Raw genomic sequence first — 17,540 nt, forward strand, 5'->3', positions numbered from 1 at the left:
AAAATAAAAATCCGGAGCATTACTCCGGATTTCCAATCGTTTTATTTTCAAATAGCTTACTTTATTCCGCACCCAATGGCCTTGGTTGTTTTCGGATTTATTTCTTTGCCGGAAAGCATGGCGTCGATTGCATTTTCCACAAATCGTTCTTCTACCTGGGTCGCATCTTGATAATTATCGTCTATGGCTCCGATATACACGACCTCATTCCCCGAAAGTTTTTTCTCCAGCAGAAAAACATGAGGTGTTCTTGTTGCTCCGTAGGCTGGATAAACTTTTTGCCCTTCATCCAATAAATAAGGAAACGTAAATCCTTTTTCCTCAGCACGCTCTTTCATTTTTGCAAAGCTATCCCCTGGCTTGACATTTGGATCATTGGGCATAATGGCCACTACCGGAACGCCTTGTGTTTTGTATTTGGCATCCAACGCAATAATCCTATCTTCATAAGCTTGAGCATAAGGGCAGGTATTACAGGTAAATATCACCAAAAAGCCTTTGGCATTTTCATAGTCGGACAAGGACACCATTTGCCCGTTTACATTTTTAAGGGAAAAATCGGTGGCCATGTCGCCAATTTGATACCCATTATCCAAATTATGTTCCGTTGCCGCTTTAAACCCAACTGCAAAAGCTGCGACAAACAACAGCAAGGGCAGAGCCCAACGTAAAATCCTTAAATTTTTCATGATTGCTTAATTTATAAATTTGTTCAATTCCTCGTTCAGTTCTTCGTAAGTAAAACCGCGTTCGTAAAATGCTCGCTTATCCTTATTATATATTAAGGTTGCCGGAATTCCCCCGCCCCAATCCTGGGAAACTTTTGGTATCCAGTCGTTCTGTTTAGGGTCGTCCAAGATAACAACCCGGGATTGTATCTTCTTTTTTTCCACGAAGGGCTCCAATCTGGTCTTCCACATATTTGGCATGTCCAGATTTACCAAAATTACCTCCACATTGTTGTCCGAACGTTCTAAGTTTACTTTTTCGAAATGGGGCATTTCTTCGATGCAGGGCTGACACCAGGTTGCCCAAAAGTTTACAACGTACGTTTTACCATCATCTTTATTGAGCAAAGGTTCAAAAGCTGCAAAGTCGTATACAGGAAACTTGACCTCCTTGTTTTTTTCAGCTTCCAATTCAACCATTTCGTTCTCAGTGGATTCAACATCCTCATTATTTTGATCTTTCTTTTCCGCACATCCCCATAAAACAACAAGCATGGAACCTAAAAACAATAACCTCTTCATTATCTGATTTTTATACCATTAAAAATACGTAAGGTACAGTCCAAAACATAAGGTTTAACAAAAATTTATCTATCCAATATTTGGATTAACCTACATGATCAACATACATTTGTATATACAAATATTGTTTGTACATGAATGTTGAGGAAACCATAAAAACATCAAAAAAAATTCCTTTGGAACCAAGGACGTTGATTCATTTGCAATTGGTACACAACAAAATCAATGAATCTATGAACGCCGCTTTAAAACCATTTGAGGTCTCCCTTCAACAATTTAATGTATTGCGCATTTTAAGAGGTCAGAAAGGCAAGCCGGCCAACCTATCTACTTTGAACGAACGCATGGTAACCAAAATGAGCAATACCACACGTTTGGTGGACAAACTTTTAGCCAAAGGGTTTGTACATAGGAGCGTATGTCCGTCCAACCGGCGAAAGATAGAGATATTAATTACGGATTCCGGACTTGATACTTTGGAAAAAATCGATATCTCCCTCGGAAAAGCACACAAAACAATCTTTGAAAACTTTACCAAAAAAGACCTGGAACATTTAAACGATCTATTGGATAAATTTTAGAATTAATGAACACCGTTATTGAACATAGAACATGGCGCTACGCCACTAAAAAATTTGATGCTGCAAAAAAAGTATCGGACAAGGATTTGGAAACCCTTTTGGAAGCGACTCGTTTGAGCGCTTCCTCCTACGGTTTGCAACCCTATCACATTTTTGTGATCACCGATTCCAAACTAAAAGAACAACTAAAACCTGTTTCCTGGGGCCAAACACAGATTACCGATGCCTCGCACATATTCGTCTTTGCGAATGCTACGGATTTTGGCGATGAGTTGGTGGACGACTATTTGGAAAACGTTAGCAAAACAAGAGATATTCCTGCCGAAGGCTTAAAGGGGTATTCCGATTTTATGAAATCGAAACTGATCGGTTTACCGAAAGAAATAAAAAACCATTGGACCGCCAGACAAGCTTATATCGCTTTTGGCAATTTGATGCAGGCCGCGGCCGAATTAAAAATAGACACTTGCCCCATCGAAGGTTTTGAATCCGACAAGTACAATGAAATCCTCGGCCTTTCGGAAAAAAACTTGAATGCAGCCGTTGTTCTAGCAGTGGGCTACCGTTCAGAAAAAGACGAAACCCAGCACTTGGCCAAAGTTAGAAAATCGAACAAAGAATTATTTACACATATATAACACCTTAACAATTAACAACAGAAATTAAACAATCATGAAAAAGACAATTTTAAGTTTAGCATTGATTACCCTTTTTGGAGCTTCGGCCATCGCCAACCCCATTAAAAAAGAAACCAAAAAAGTAAATACTTCCGAAAGTAGCGTAGTTTGGAAAGGCTACAAAGTAGGTGGATCGCACACAGGAACCATCGATCTAAAATCCGGGGTATTGGAATTTGACGGAGAAAAATTGGTAGGTGGAGAATTTGTAGTGGACATGGGCACCATAAACGCCACTGACCTAGAAGGTGATTATAAAAACAAATTGGACGGTCACTTAAAGTCCGACGACTTTTTTGGAACTGCCAATCACCCAACGGCCAAATTGGTTTTCACCAAAGTAAAATCTACTGGAAAAAACTCTTATGATGTAACCGGAGACCTTACCATAAAAGGCAATACAGAACCTGTATCTTTTGTAGTCTCTGTGTATGGCGATAAAGCTACTGCTACATTGAAAGTTGACAGGACAAAATACGACGTAAAATACGGTTCTGGCATTATTGGCACTGCCAAGGACAAATTGATCTACGACGAATTTGATTTGGTAGTTGACCTACAGATGTAAGCAACTACAGTTTAGTGTGTGAAAATCCCGTTCAAGAATTCCTTGAGCGGGATTTTTTAATTTAAACATAACTTTGTTGTACCATAAAAAATTCCTTCCTATCTTTGACTCAATGATTAACAGAATAGCAAATAACTGGTGGTGGATAAACTTACGTCAAACGTCGTGAGCTAAGTCCCCATTATAACCATACAAGAGGCTTGTCATCACGACAAGCCTTTTTTAATTTATATAAGTACCCAATGAGTTACACGCTTAAAACCCATTACAAAAAAATCCTCGCGGACACCATTACCCCCGTGAGCGTTTACCTAAAGATCAGGGACAAATTCCCCAACAGCATACTTTTGGAAAGTAGTGACTACCATGCCAACGACAACAGTTTTTCGTACATCTGCTGTAACCCGATAGCATTCATCAAGGTAGAGGACGAAACCATTGTACAAAGCTTTCCCGATGGCAAAAAGGAGGTAACCAAAATTGCCTCCGACACCGACATCACTAAAGTAATCCACAACTTTAGCAAGCAATTTAATACCACGCAGAACGGGTTTAAATTTATCTACAATGGCCTCTTCGGTTATATGGCCTACGATGCCGTTCGTTACTTTGAGGATATCCAATTGAATAAAAAAGATGGCTCGGTAAATATCCCCGATATCTATTATGCCGTGTACCAGAACATAATCGCTATCAATCATTTTAAAAACGAAGCCTACCTTTTTGCCCACTGCTATCAGACCGAAAGCAATGTTGAAGAAATAGAACAACTCTTTAACGTACGTACTTTTTCATCGTATAATTTTAACAAGGAAGGCGACCCAAAATCCAATCTAAAGGATGAAGATTATAAAGAGCAGGTCGAATTGGCAAAAAAACATTGTCAACGTGGCGATGTGTTCCAACTGGTGCTCTCCCGAAGGTTCCAACAAAAATTTAAGGGAGATGAGTTCAATGTATATAGAGCACTAAGATCTATTAACCCCTCCCCCTACCTTTTTTATTTTGATTATGGCAACTTTAAAATATTCGGAAGCTCGCCAGAGGCCCAATTGATCGTAAAAGATGGCAAGGCAGAGATTCATCCCATTGCCGGAACCTATAAACGTACCGGAAACGATGAAAAAGATGCCGAACTGGCAAAAAAATTGGCCCAGGACGAAAAAGAAAACAGCGAACACGTAATGCTGGTAGATCTTGCCCGAAACGATTTGAGCCGTAACGGAAATACCGTAAACGTGGAAACCTATCGAGAAGTACAGTACTTCTCCCATGTCATTCATTTGGTATCCAAAGTAACTGGCCTTAAGAAAAAAGACAGTACAACCATGAAAGTGGTGGCCGATACTTTCCCGGCAGGAACGTTGAGCGGTGCTCCCAAACACATGGCCATGCAACTTATCGAGAAATATGAAAAAACAAGCCGTTCCTATTATGGAGGTGCCATAGGTTTTATGGATTTTGAAGGCAACTTTAACCACGCCATTATGATCCGCACATTTTTGAGCAAAAACCACGAATTGTATTACCAAGCGGGAGCAGGTCTGGTAGCAGCCTCCAATCCTGATGACGAACTCCAAGAGACCTATAATAAATTGGGTGCATTGACCAAAGCACTGGAAATCGCCGAAACAATCTAAGCATGGGAAGAAATATTTTAATGATAGACAACTACGATAGTTTCACCTACAACTTGGTACACTATCTGGAAGATTTGGATTGTGAGGTCACCGTAAAACGGAACGACCAACTCACTTTGGAGGAAGTGGAGCCATTTGACCATATTGTTCTCTCCCCTGGACCAGGAATACCGGAGGAGGCGGGACTCTTAAAAGAAATCATCAAAACGTACGCACCCACCAAGCACATTTTTGGAGTGTGTCTGGGGCTACAGGCCATTGGTGAAGTGTTCGGGGGCCACTTGATCAATTTAGACCAGGTATATCACGGAGTGGACACTACCATAACTGTGACCAAGGACGACCCCATATACAATAATATGCCGAAAACGCTTCAGGTAGGCCGATACCATTCTTGGGTGGTGGACCCAAATGTACCAGATGATCTGGAAATCACCGCAGTGGACGAAAATGGGCAGATAATGTCCCTACGGCATAAAAAATATGACGTGACCGCGGTACAGTTTCATCCCGAATCGGTGCTGACACCCCAAGGCAAAAAAATGTTGAAAAATTGGCTGGAAAGCAAATAATATGCAATTCCTGAAGTACCCTGAGCGAAGTCGAAGGGAAAGCAGGAATCCAAATAAACCCAATTGAATAAATTTTCCGCATCATGCTTCGACTCCGCTCAGCATCCGTTCGGAATCACAAATAAAGAAAATGAAAGAGACCTTAAATAAACTTATCAATCACGAAATACTGCCCAAAGAGGAAGCCAAACAGATATTGGTAAATATTGCCAAAGGCGATTACAACACCTCCCAAATTGCGGCCTTCTTAACCGTTTACATGATGAGGAGCATCACCATAGAAGAACTCGAAGGATTCCGTGATGCACTTTTAGAGCTATGTTTGGCCGTAGATCTATCGGAATACAACCCCATCGACCTATGTGGAACGGGAGGCGATGGCAAGGACACCTTTAACATTTCCACCTTGGCTTCATTTGTTACCGCTGGAGCGGGAATCCATGTAACTAAACATGGTAATTATGGCGTTTCCTCTAAATGTGGGAGTAGTAACGTAATGGAATTTTTGGGAATCAAATTTAGCAATGATGCCGATTTTCTAAAGAGAACTATCGAAGAGGCAGGAATTTGTGTACTGCACGCCCCCTTGTTTCACCCAGCCATGAAAAATGTAGCCCCAATCCGCAGGGAACTTGCCGTGAAGACCTTTTTCAATATGTTGGGGCCCATGGTGAATCCTGCATTCCCAAAAAATCAGATGGTAGGAGTATTTAATTTGGAATTGGCCAGGATGTATGGGTATCTATATCAGAACACCGATAAAAAATTTACGGTCTTGAATGCCTTGGACGGTTATGATGAAATATCGTTGACCGGAGACACAAAAACCATTTCCAACCATTCCGAGGGTATGCTGAGTCCTGCAGATTTTGGGGTTAACAAAGTTTCTCAAAAAGAAATAGTTGGCGGTGAAGACGTTGCGGATTCCGCCCAAATATTCATGGATATTTTACAAGGCAAGGGCACAGATGCTCAGAACAATGTTGTTTGTGCCAATGCCGGCGTCGCCATAGCCACCGTAAAGGGCATTGCACCAAAAGAAGGTTTTGAAGAAGCCAAAGAATCCTTATTGAGCGGCCATGGATTGGTTGCCTTAAAAAAATTACAAGAATTGAGTAAAAACTAAATATAGATTACTAGTCATTCCTGCGAAAGCAAGAATCCAAACAAAACCAATTTTAAAAAAAATACCGTCCCATTTGCGGATTGACAAAAATATAGGATGAACATACTAGACAAAATAGTAGCCGACAAGCGTAAAGAAGTCGATTTAAAAAAATCATTGATTACCATATCCCAATTGGAAACTTCGATATTGATGGAACGAACCTCTATTTCGTTGGCTGAAGCATTACGCCAAAGCAATTCCGGCATTATTGCGGAACATAAACGTCGTTCCCCTTCAAAATCGGTCATTAACCAAGGACTAAGTATACAGGATGTCGCCAAGGGCTATGCCGATGCTGGTGCCTGCGGTATGTCTGTGCTCACCGATGGCAAATATTTTGGCGGCTCCTTGGATGACTTGATCCTTGCTCGAGCAGCTACGAACATTCCAATTTTACGAAAAGAATTCATCATAGATGAATACCAGATTGTGGAAGCCAAAGCCTATGGTGCCGATATAATATTATTAATTGCCGCCATTTTGTCCAGGGAAGAGATAAAAACCTTATCGGAATTGGCCAAAAAACTTGGATTGGATGTACTATTGGAGGTCCATAATGAAGTAGAGCTGGAAAAATCCCTAATGCCCAGTTTGGATATGCTGGGAGTGAACAACCGAAATCTAAAAACTTTCGAGGTGAGCTTGGAAACCAGTAAGACACTATCCGCCAATATTCCGGATGACTTTGTAAAGGTATCGGAAAGTGGAATCAGTTCCGTGGAGGCCATCAGAGAATTAAAAGAATTTGATTTTCAAGGCTTTTTGATCGGCGAAAATTTTATGAAAACGGACAATCCGGGAGTAAGTGCTTCCGGATTCATTAAAAAATTAGAAGCGTGAAACTAAAGGTCTGCGGCATGAACCATAATCCCGAAGCGGTAGCGACTTTGCAACCCGACTATCTGGGATTTATTTTCTGGGAACCCTCCTCCCGTTATTTTTCGGGAGAAATGCCAGACTTGCCACATTCCATCAAAAGAACAGGGGTATTTGTTGATGCGCCATTGGAGGAAATTCTGGAAAAAGTAGAAAAATATCAATTGGATGCGGTACAACTGCACGGAAAGGAAGCCCCAGATTACTGCCAGGAACTAAAAGAAAGAATTCTGTCAATTCGAGCGCAGTCGAGAAATTTAGAAGTCATCAAAGTATTTTCCATTAAAGATGATTTTGATTTTGGCATCCTTAAAGATTACGAAGACGTCTGTGACTATTTCCTTTTTGACACTAAAGGAAAATTGCCCGGGGGCAACGGTTACACCTTCGATTGGTCGGTCTTGGAAAAATACCCATCTCAAAAACCTTATTTTTTAAGCGGTGGCATAGGTCTGGATTCTTTAGATAAATTAAAAGGATTTTTAAAAAGTCCTGCATCTACCATGTGTTATGCCATCGATGTGAACAGTAAATTTGAGTTAGCCCCGGGACAAAAAAATATTGAAGAACTAAAAACTTTCAGAGCATCACTGGAAAGTGATATGAACTAAAAAAAATGTCTATGAAAAGTTATCATGCAGATGAAAAGGGATACTACGGTGAGTTTGGGGGAGCATTTATTCCCGAAATGCTATACCCCAACTGTGAGGAGCTTCGGCAAAACTACCTCCGCATAATGGAGGAGCCTTCTTTTAAAGAAGAGTTCCAACAATTGTTACGGGATTATGTGGGTCGGCCCACACCACTGTATTTTGCCAAACGTCTATCCCAAAAATACAATACCAAAATCTATCTAAAACGCGAAGACCTTTGCCATACCGGTGCCCATAAGGTAAACAATACCATTGGCCAGATATTAATGGCAAAAAAATTGGGCAAAAACCGGATCATTGCAGAAACAGGTGCGGGTCAACATGGAGTGGCCACAGCTACGGTTTGTGCATTAATGGGGATCAAATGTGTGGTGTATATGGGGGAAATCGATATTGCCCGCCAAGCACCCAATGTAGCTAGAATGAAAATGTTGGGAGCCGAGGTAAGACCTGCCACATCGGGCAGTAAAACATTAAAGGACGCCACCAACGAAGCCATTCGCGATTGGATAAACAACCCCGTGGACACCCATTACATTATTGGATCGGTCGTAGGTCCCCATCCCTACCCCGACATGGTGGCGCGTTTCCAATCGGTAATTTCGGAAGAGATTAAAAAACAGTTACAAGAAAAAGAAAGTCGGGAAAATCCTGACTACGTTGTGGCCTGTGTCGGTGGGGGAAGTAATGCAGCCGGTGCTTTTTATCATTACTTGGACACCCCAGAGGTGGGCATTATTACAGTTGAGGCCGCTGGTAAGGGAATTGATTCCGGTGAGAGTGCCGCTACTTCCGCTTTGGGAAAAGTGGGCATTATACACGGCAGTAAAACCTTATTGATGCAAACGCAAGATGGACAGATTACCGAACCCTACTCCATTTCCGCAGGATTGGATTACCCTGGTGTAGGCCCTATGCACGCCCATTTGTACGCATCGGGCCGTGGAGAGTTCATTTCCATTACCGATGATGATGCCATGAAGGCCGGATTGGAACTTTGTAAACTGGAAGGTATAATCCCAGCCATAGAAACTTCACATGCCTTGGCCATTTTCGAAGAAAGGAAATTCAATCCAGATGACGTGGTGGTGGTCAACCTATCCGGGCGAGGAGATAAGGATTTACAGAATTATATTGATTATTTCAGACTCTAGAGATCAGAAATAAGAAATTAGAAATATTTCGTGCATCTTATGTCTGACATCTAACACCTAAATACTATGAACAGAATCAAACAAAAACTACAGGAGGACAAAAAAATCCTTTCCATATATTTTTCAGCTGGTTACCCCAATTTGAACGATACCGTAAAGATTATCCAAGATTTGGAAAAGAACGGTGTCGACCTCATTGAAATCGGGCTTCCCTTTAGCGACCCTTTGGCCGATGGACCTACCATACAAGAAAGTTCCACGGCTGCCCTAAAAAATGGAATGAACACTGACCTGCTTTTTGAGCAATTGAAAGACATCCGCAAATCGGTGTCCATACCGTTGATTTTAATGGGATATTTTAATCCAGTCCTCCAATATGGAGTGGAAGCGTTTTGTGCAAAATGTGAGGAAATTGGGGTCGATGGGCTTATTCTTCCCGATCTACCGTTGGATGTGTACAAAGAAGAATATGAAATCATCTTTAAAAAACATGGATTGATCAACGTTTTTCTTATTACACCACAAACCAGCAACGAGCGCATAAAAGCGATCGACGATGCATCCGAAGGTTTTATTTATATGGTGAGCTCGGCAAGTACCACAGGAACAAAGCAAGGTTTTGGTCCCGATCAGACCAACTATTTTAATCGCATAGCACAAATGGACCTTAAAAATCCGCAGATCGTTGGCTTTGGTATCAGCAATGCCGAGACATTTGGGCAAGCTACCCAACACGCAAAAGGTGCGATCATTGGTTCGGCCTTTATAAAACACCTAACAAAAAATGGAGTGGACAAGATTGATCACTTTGTAAAGCAAATTCGTTAATTTTCCACTTTAAAGATCAACATTGATTTGTCATGAAAAAAATACTGCCCATAGTAACCTTATGCCTTACTTATTCTGTTTTTGCCCAAGATGAAGTGGCCATTAAATCCCAGGTCGCCGATGCCATTAACGAAATACGAGAATTTATAGCTATCCCCAACGATGCTCTGGACGCAGCCGACATAGACCGTAACATAATGTGGTTAAAGCGCAAGTTTGGCGATAGAGGGTTTAACTCGGCAGTATTGGAAACCGATGGTCTTCCTTTGTTTTTTGCCGCCACGCCCATGAGCGGGGACAAGCCAACGGTTCTTATTTATATGCATTTTGATGGTCAATCCGTGGACCCGTCCAAATGGAACCAACCCAACCCGTACAATGTGGTATTAAAGGCCCCGAAGGATGATGGTTTTGAAACCATGTCTTTTGATGAACTTGGAGACGACATCAATTATGATTGGCGTTTGTTCGGAAGATCTACTTCGGATGATAAATCGCCGATCGTGATGCTTTTGAACGCCATGGACCTACTTAAAAAGGATGGTAAGGACATACCTTTTAATATAAAGGTGATTTTGGACAGTGAAGAAGAAAAAGGCAGTAAACCTTTGCCGGCAGCTGTGAAACAATACCGTGAACTCCTTGAGTCGGATTTTTTAATGATCGTGGATGGACCTGTACACGCGTCCGAAAACCCTACTGTAGTTTATGGTTGCCGTGGTATTACCACTTTGACCCTAACCACATACGGCCCCATTAAACCGCAACATAGCGGACATTATGGCAACTATGCTCCAAACCCAGGTTTTCAGTTAGCACAATTATTGGCAACCATGAAAGATGCCGAAGGAAGGGTAACGATCTCCGGCTATTATGACGGTATAACTATTGACAAAACCACCGATTCCATATTAAAAAGTGTACCCGATAACGATGCGGCCATTGCCGAAAACCTCCAATTTAAAACTTCGGAAAAAGTAGGAAGTTTTTACCAAGAAGCCCTGCAATATCCCTCTTTGAACATTCGCGGATTAAGTTCTGGATGGGTTGGAGAAAAAGCACGCACCATTGTTCCCGAAAGTGCAACAGCGGAACTGGATTTAAGATTAGTGGTAGAAAGCGATGGAAATCGGCTAAAACAATTGGTGAAAGATCATATAGCCCAGCAAGGCTATAAAGTTTTAGATCACGAGCCTTCCAAAGAAGAGCGTTTGCAATTCGATAAAATTGTTACCGTAAAAGAGAGGGGTGTTACGGATGCGTTCCGTACGGATCTAAATGACCCATATGGTATTTTTATAGTAAATACCTTAAACAACAGTTTTGACAAGGAAGTCATTCAAATACGCACCATGGGCGGTACGGTCCCCATATCCCCCTTTGTGAACGAATTAAAGATTCCTGCCTTTATTGTTCCCGTGGTAAACCCCGACAACAACCAACATAGTCCCAACGAAAATATAAAGATTGGCCAGTTGGCTTATGGAATAAAGACATTTTATAGTATTCTATCCAATAAAATCGATTAAAAGAACTCCCGATATTGTAGTACCCTAAAATCCAGTGTATTGAATGCTGGATTTTTTTGTTTCATTTGCTTGTAGGCCTGTAAACTTCCCACAGCTCGGTTGGCAGCTCCCGAAGGTGCAGTCAGCGAAACGGTTTTAATGGTTCTCGACTGCCCTCGCACTGACGTTGTACTCGGAGTGATTGGCAACTCCAAATGATGAATTCGGGGCACGTCGTCGGAGACCACATCGAGTTTTAAGTTATACTCCTTTAGTTGCCTGCGAAAGAAATATTCGGGACCATTTTTACTATTCCCGCCTGTAAACAAAAGGGTATCGATATTCGGGTACTTTTGTAAATATCCGACTAAATCACGTAACACAACATTTTGCATTCCGATGTCGGATGCATCTATTTTTTCCCTATCGGCACTTTCCACAATATCGCAAACCCCTATTTTGTTCTTGATCAAGAACTGTTTTCGCTGTTGTACCGCCTCATCTGTAGTTTCATAAGTTAATCCCAGTTGGAATATTTTATCCAAAATGGGCCATAACTGTCCGTTACAACTGCCATAGCAAAAATCCACATCTTGTGGTTTTAGGTCACCTGTGGTAAACCTTGGGGGAGGCAGGGTACCTACGATCAATTTAGTGGCCTGCGATAACAAAAACGGTTTATAAGGATGTGTATGTTTAAAAGGTAGTGTAGTCAAAATCCAATTTTAATAACCTTCATTTTGAACCACATCCGGGTTCAGGCTCATTTCTCCCTGAGGTATGGGCCAGATGTATTCGTGATTTTGAAAGTCCCTTGCCAACTCTGGGTAATTTTGATTGTATTCCAATATCTCGGACTCAAGAGCATTCATTCGAATAAGGTCATCCTTAAATTGTCCTTCCAAACAAAACTCCAAACGTCTTTCCTTTAAAATTAGGCTAGAAAACTCTTCTTGAGTCAACCCACTTTGAGCATCATGCTCCAAATCGCCAAAAGCTCTTCTTCTCACCAAATTCAAAGCATTATATGCTTTAGCTGTAGGGCCATTCAGCTTATTTTCGGCCTCTGCTATCATTAGATACACGTCAGCTGCTCTTAAATAGGGGTAATCAAATGACTCTGAATTCAATACACTGATTTCCTCGACTTCCTTTATAAATTTATATGGTCGCCAATTTTCCATTAAAGTTTCATCTATTAAATTCCCATCATCAAACGAAAATGTGGCTATATTTTGATGAAATCTCGAATCGCTATTTTCAATCGGAAAACTAACCGGTTCGGAGGGTTCCATTTCTTTCTCAAAATAGGAATTTATAAAATTAGGAACCAACAATAAACGATCGCTTAATGAAATACCCATAGGCCCCCAAGAGACACTATAATTGCCCGAGTTATCAAAACCAATACCGAAAATAACCTCTGTATTCGAACTTTCATTTTGGATTGAAAAAACATCCGAATAGTTTTCTTCCAAAGTATAACTCCCTACAACTTTCTCCAATTCCAATAACGCAAGACTATATTTATCAGTTTGATTCATAGGAAAACCTGCCATCGTAAGGTAAACTTTTCCAAGTAGAGCAGTGGCAGCTTCCTTTGATGCTTTTTCTTTGCCCAATCCAGAGGACAAATTCTGCTGCGCAAATGTTAAATCCTCTACAATTTGTTCAAATACAACTTCCCTACCTTGTTCAAATGTTGGCGGGTTATCAGGGTCTACACCAGCTGTAGTGACCAAAACAGGATTTCCGTAAAGTTTAACCAAATTGAAGTACAATAGTGCTCGCAGGAAACGAAACTCGGATTCTAAGTGAACTGTATTCACTTCCCCATTCAATGCTGAATCTAAGTCAGTTAGCTCTTCCAAACCTATATTCGTAAGATTAATAACTCTATAATGCTCTGACCATACTTCGTTGATTACATAGTTACTCGAATGAAAATAGTAATTATCCAAATCGCCAAATCTACCCATCGAATTAGGGTTTATCCTGGTCACACCTGTTCCAATATCACCCCAATAATGGGAATAACCATTGGCATCGAACAAAAATTCTGTTTTCAACTGGTCATATATATTCTTCAAAAAAACATCAAAGTCAATTGGAATTTCTGAAATAGGGTCAGGCGCCATAACAGCTTCGATGACCACTACTTGATTTTCTTGCACATTTACATCAACTGAGACGCTGACATCAGAAAACGAAGGGGTGAGAATAACCTCATATTTTCCAATGGGTATATTGTTGTATACAACCTTTCCCATTGCATCGGTTATTTTCTCTTTAGTTTTAGGTACAGTGGTAACAGTAACATCTGGCATAGCGGTTCCGCTTTCGTAAACCGCCATTACTTCCAAAGTGCCCAATTGTTCTAATTCCATTCCTTTATCCTGGTCATTGGAACAGGAAAATAAAAACATTGTAAATACAATTGACAGATTATGAAATAATCTTCTCAAATGAGGTAGTTTTGTCATTTGATAAACTTGAAGCTAGGATTATATTGTTTATTCATAAAAATACACAAAAAATTTCCCCTAAGCCGAATTTCTGCTGGCATTGATATTTCCATATAAGGAACGAGTAACGATTTTCTCGTACAATTCTTTGTATTCAGAATTTTGTGTGATATGGTACAGGGCATTTTGCTGTATCACCAACAAGGGCAATACAATTTGCTCCCTTATTTTAACGGATTCCCGCGATACGGCTTCATCCTCCATCAAAATCTTATCCCCCGAAATCTGCAACAGCATTTTTTTGGACAACTGGAACTCGTCGTTCAAAATGTTCCAGAAAGCTCCGAACTCTGGATCTTCCTTCATGTAACTCGTCAGGTTAAAATTGGACTTGGCCAAGGACATCATACTGTTGTGCATCAAAGCTCTAAAAAATGGGACATCTTTGTACAACTTTTTCACTTCGTTCAGTCGCCCTTCTTCTTTTAACTTGTTAATGGCCGTACCCAATCCAAAATAACCGGGAACATTTTGTTTTAACTGGCTCCACGACCCCACAAAAGATATGGCGCGTAAATCCGAAAGCGTTAGCTGTTTTTTGTTTCCGCGCTTTCCTGGTCTACTGCCAATATTGGCCTTGGTATAATATTTTAATGTACTTCTGTGCTCCAGGTAGGGCATAAATTTCTCGTGCTGTTTTAAAGCATCGTATTTGTCGAAACTGAGTTCCGAGAGCTCCTCTATCAATTTACGTTGTGCCGCGGAGATAGTGAGTTCCTTGCCAAATAAGTTATTGCTCAATCCAGCGGTGAGCAACTGCTCGGAGTTGTGGATAAACTGCTCTTTGGTCCCATAGGTACTGGTAATGGTCTGCCCTTGAATGGTAAGCTGAATCTCATGATTGGCCACATCCTTGGTCTGTGCGGCGTAGAATCTGTGTGTTTTACCACCACCACGTGCTGGCGGTCCTCCCCTACCATCAAAGAAAATAGCGGCGATACCGTTCTTTTTACAGACTTTGCTCAAGGTTTCCTTGGTCTTTAAAATAGACCAGTTGGCTTTTAGGTACCCCCCATCTTTGGTACCATCCGAAAATCCGAGCATTATGGTGTGTACGTCCCTTCTTCTTTCCAGATGTTGCCTATATTGTGGAATATCGAACAAGGTTTGCATCACTTTTTCTGAAGCGTCCATACCTTTCATGGTCTCGAACAGTGGAACAATGTCAAATGTGATCTTTTTCTCGTCCCATCCACTCCACCTAAACAAACCGAACACGAACAAGACCGAAAAAATATCTTCCGAATTACTGATGATGTATCGGTTGCAGCCTTCTTCACCGTTTTTTTCTTGTATCGCTTTTAGGTTTTGGATATTCGTAATGGTGTCCTTTACAATCTCATCTTCAAAGTCCTTTGGGTCGAGATTAAAATTTTCTTTGAGCAAGAGCCTTACCAGTTCCCCTTCACTCAACTCGTGTACGTTTTCCTTGATAACTCCATGCTTTTTTAGCACAGTTTCCACGGCCAACAAATGCTTACTGTGATCTTGACGGATATCCAAGGTGGCAAAATGTGTCTTAAAAATATGTACCTTATCCATAAACTGATCCAACTCGTCCAAATACAATTCGTGATAATTGTCAATCAGTTTTTCGCGGACACCATTTAAACAGGCGATGATTTCCTCGTAAGAAACAAGCACATCTGGGTTGAACATGGCTTTGTACAGCTTATCGCTCAACGCATTGATGTCTACCTGCATATCCTTGAATGTAAGTTTTTTGCGAAGGCCCTTCAATTCGTTATAATAGCATTTCATTAAAGTAAGCCTTAATTCATCCGCCACCTGTTTGGTGATATCGGCCGTTACGTAGGGGTTCCCATCACGATCGCCACCAGGCCAAAATCCGAGTTTCATCAGGTTGTAATTATTAAACTTATCGTCCCGAATATTACTTTTTACATATTGGTACAATTCGCCAACGGCATCATAATACGTATTACGAAGTATGTAGATAATGTTTTTTGCCTCGTCCAAAGGCGTTGGTTTTTTTGCATTGATCAGTGAGGTAAGCCCCAATTGCTGCAAGGTTACGTCAATATCATGAATCCTGTCCTCATCGATCAAAGTGCGCAATTCTGCAATAATATCCAATATGGCGGGGGTATAGAACTGCGTTGGATGCGCGGTCAGAACGATTCGCGCACTAAAGGTGGAGAGTTTTTTGGAGACCTTGTCCCAGTTTTTGGTGCGGTTCACCAATTCAAAATAATCCTTAATGGTCAAAGAGCTACTGTATTTTTGAAGTTTGGAGAAGGCCGAATCCTCCACACTATCGTAAAGTACCACTTGGCGTTCCACATACTGCACGATCTTGAACATAAAGTCCAACCGCTCCCGTTCGTCTTTGATATCCACAAAATTGGTAAAAAACACCTCTAAAATCTCTTGGGGATCTTTACCTTCTTTTAAGCCTTTCTCGCACTGATCTAGCAATAATGGGATAAGAACCCCTACATTTTCTATATTGTTGTAGGGCAAGCTCAAAAAAAGACTGTTGTAAATGTTGAACTTATTGGTTACCGTTTTTTTAAATTCCTCTAACCGTTTAGTCTGCTGCATGTATTTATTTTAAGTTGATGTTATCATGGACGAACACCCAAAGTTCGCGAATTATACGTAACCTTTGGGTTAAATTTAAACGTATCACAATTTGAAGCACGTCGTACCTTATTGTAACAACGTGATTGGTTGTGACAACTTAAAAATTACTTTGATCTTACCAAAGTTTTATCGAATAAAAACTGGCTGGTCTTTCATTACGGTGTGTTCCTCGCTGTACAAATAGCCATCATAATCAAAATTCTTGATGTCATCCAATGTTTGGGCACCGGAATCAATAATGTACCGTACCATAGATCCACGTGCTTTTTTGGCAAAGAAACTGATGATTTTGAGTTTATCGTTCTTCCAATCCTTAAAAACCGGCGCTATTACCGGCACTTTAAGTCTTTTGGCATCTACTGCACTAAAGTATTCGTTGCTTGCAAGGTTTACAAATAGTTCATCTTCCTCAAGTTCGTTGTTCAAGGCATTGGTAATTTGATCTTTCCAAAACTCGTACAGATTTTTTCTACGGCCTACCTTTAACTGCGTCCCCATTTCCAATCGGTATGGCTGCATTAGGTCCAATGGTTTTAAAACACCGTACAGGCCGGATAATATCCGCAGCGTACTTTGCAAACGGTCCAATTTATCTTCGGGAATGGTATAGGCATCCAGACCTTGGTACACATCTCCGTTAAAAGCATACACTGCCGGCCTTGCATTGTCAACGGTAAAGGGCAATTCAAAATTTTGATTGCGCTCCCAGTTCAAATCCGCAAGTTTATCGGAAATGGACATAAGTTCCGATAGGGCTTTGGGCTTCTTTTTCTTTAATACCGCATTTAGCTTTTCGGCTTGTTCCAAAAATTGGGGCTGACTATATTTTGATGTGGGCAAAGTGGTTTCGTAATCAAGTGACTTTGCCGGTGATATCACAATTTTCATATGGTTCCATTTTTTGTAAAAATAACTAGGATTTTACTTATTTGG

The 17,540-nt window shown here is 40.9% G+C and carries 17 protein-coding genes; 11 read left to right on the forward strand and 6 right to left on the reverse strand.

Annotated features, from left to right (window positions below):
* Nucleotides 1–56: 56 nt before the first annotated feature.
* Both MJO53_RS01990 and MJO53_RS01995 read right to left on the reverse strand, forming a co-directional pair.
* Nucleotides 57–689 carry a thioredoxin family protein gene (locus tag MJO53_RS01990; protein WP_252080273.1) on the reverse strand — a complete coding sequence of 211 codons (633 nt, stop codon included), beginning with the start codon at nucleotides 687–689 and terminating at the stop codon, nucleotides 57–59.
* Between the two features lie 6 nt (nucleotides 690–695).
* Nucleotides 696–1,250 carry a TlpA family protein disulfide reductase gene (locus MJO53_RS01995; protein ID WP_252080274.1) on the reverse strand — a complete coding sequence of 185 codons (555 nt, stop codon included), beginning with the start codon at nucleotides 1,248–1,250 and terminating at the stop codon, nucleotides 696–698.
* Between the two features lie 134 nt (nucleotides 1,251–1,384).
* Here MJO53_RS01995 and MJO53_RS02000 point away from each other — a divergent pair, with 134 nt between their 5' ends.
* The 11 genes from MJO53_RS02000 to MJO53_RS02050 all read left to right on the forward strand — a co-directional run bounded on the left by MJO53_RS02000 (nucleotide 1,385) and on the right by MJO53_RS02050 (nucleotide 11,496).
* Entirely contained in the window at nucleotides 1,385–1,831 is a 447-nt protein-coding gene (locus MJO53_RS02000) for a MarR family winged helix-turn-helix transcriptional regulator (protein WP_224837677.1), read from the forward strand.
* A gap of 5 nt (nucleotides 1,832–1,836) precedes the next feature.
* Nucleotides 1,837–2,469, forward strand: a complete 633-nt coding sequence (locus MJO53_RS02005; RefSeq protein WP_252080275.1) for an NAD(P)H-dependent oxidoreductase — start codon at nucleotides 1,837–1,839, stop codon at nucleotides 2,467–2,469.
* Between the two features lie 34 nt (nucleotides 2,470–2,503).
* A complete protein-coding gene (locus MJO53_RS02010) occupies nucleotides 2,504–3,076 on the forward strand; it encodes a YceI family protein (RefSeq protein WP_224837675.1) in 573 nt (190 codons plus the stop codon).
* Nucleotides 3,077–3,318: 242 nt separating this feature from the next.
* Complete coding sequence (locus MJO53_RS02015; protein WP_252080276.1) at nucleotides 3,319–4,716, forward strand: anthranilate synthase component I family protein; 1,398 nt, start codon at nucleotides 3,319–3,321, stop codon at nucleotides 4,714–4,716.
* A 2-nt stretch (nucleotides 4,717–4,718) separates the two neighbouring features.
* Nucleotides 4,719–5,288, forward strand: a complete 570-nt coding sequence (locus MJO53_RS02020; RefSeq protein ID WP_252080277.1) for an anthranilate synthase component II — start codon at nucleotides 4,719–4,721, stop codon at nucleotides 5,286–5,288.
* A 130-nt stretch (nucleotides 5,289–5,418) separates the two neighbouring features.
* Nucleotides 5,419–6,414: an anthranilate phosphoribosyltransferase gene (gene trpD / locus MJO53_RS02025; RefSeq protein WP_252080278.1), complete on the forward strand. Its 996-nt coding sequence runs from the start codon at nucleotides 5,419–5,421 to the stop codon at nucleotides 6,412–6,414.
* A 96-nt stretch (nucleotides 6,415–6,510) separates the two neighbouring features.
* The gene (trpC, locus tag MJO53_RS02030; RefSeq protein WP_252080280.1) at nucleotides 6,511–7,296 is read left to right on the forward strand and encodes an indole-3-glycerol phosphate synthase TrpC; all 786 of its coding nucleotides are present in this window, start codon (nucleotides 6,511–6,513) and stop codon (nucleotides 7,294–7,296) included.
* Nucleotides 7,293–7,943, forward strand: coding sequence for a phosphoribosylanthranilate isomerase (locus tag MJO53_RS02035; RefSeq protein WP_252080281.1), 651 nt, complete (start codon nucleotides 7,293–7,295; stop codon nucleotides 7,941–7,943). Before trpC ends, MJO53_RS02035 begins: the two co-directional genes overlap by 4 nt.
* A gap of 11 nt (nucleotides 7,944–7,954) precedes the next feature.
* On the forward strand, nucleotides 7,955–9,139 hold the full coding sequence (gene trpB / locus MJO53_RS02040; RefSeq protein ID WP_252080282.1) for a tryptophan synthase subunit beta: 1,185 nt from the start codon (nucleotides 7,955–7,957) through the stop codon (nucleotides 9,137–9,139).
* Between the two features lie 66 nt (nucleotides 9,140–9,205).
* Nucleotides 9,206–9,967 (forward strand): tryptophan synthase subunit alpha, encoded by a 762-nt coding sequence (gene trpA / locus MJO53_RS02045; RefSeq protein ID WP_252080283.1) that lies wholly within the window; start codon nucleotides 9,206–9,208, stop codon nucleotides 9,965–9,967.
* A gap of 32 nt (nucleotides 9,968–9,999) precedes the next feature.
* A complete protein-coding gene (locus MJO53_RS02050; protein WP_252080284.1) occupies nucleotides 10,000–11,496 on the forward strand; it encodes a M20/M25/M40 family metallo-hydrolase in 1,497 nt (498 codons plus the stop codon).
* Here MJO53_RS02050 and MJO53_RS02055 read toward each other — a convergent pair.
* From MJO53_RS02055 to yaaA, 4 genes are all read right to left on the reverse strand, one after another.
* Nucleotides 11,493–12,191, reverse strand: a complete 699-nt coding sequence (locus MJO53_RS02055; RefSeq protein WP_252080286.1) for a uracil-DNA glycosylase family protein — start codon at nucleotides 12,189–12,191, stop codon at nucleotides 11,493–11,495. The two genes, MJO53_RS02050 and MJO53_RS02055, sit on opposite strands and share 4 nt — an antisense overlap.
* Nucleotides 12,192–12,200: 9 nt before the next feature.
* Nucleotides 12,201–13,901 (reverse strand): RagB/SusD family nutrient uptake outer membrane protein, encoded by a 1,701-nt coding sequence (locus MJO53_RS02060; protein ID WP_252080287.1) that lies wholly within the window; start codon nucleotides 13,899–13,901, stop codon nucleotides 12,201–12,203.
* A gap of 117 nt (nucleotides 13,902–14,018) precedes the next feature.
* Nucleotides 14,019–16,565, reverse strand: coding sequence for a phosphoenolpyruvate carboxylase (locus MJO53_RS02065; protein WP_252080289.1), 2,547 nt, complete (start codon nucleotides 16,563–16,565; stop codon nucleotides 14,019–14,021).
* 168 nt (nucleotides 16,566–16,733) lie between these two features.
* Nucleotides 16,734–17,495: a peroxide stress protein YaaA gene (yaaA, locus tag MJO53_RS02070; protein ID WP_252080290.1), complete on the reverse strand. Its 762-nt coding sequence runs from the start codon at nucleotides 17,493–17,495 to the stop codon at nucleotides 16,734–16,736.
* Nucleotides 17,496–17,540: the final 45 nt, after the last annotated feature.

Source organism: Flagellimonas marinaquae (assembly GCF_023716465.1).
Taxonomy (GTDB): Bacteria; Bacteroidota; Bacteroidia; order Flavobacteriales; family Flavobacteriaceae; genus Flagellimonas; species Flagellimonas alginolytica.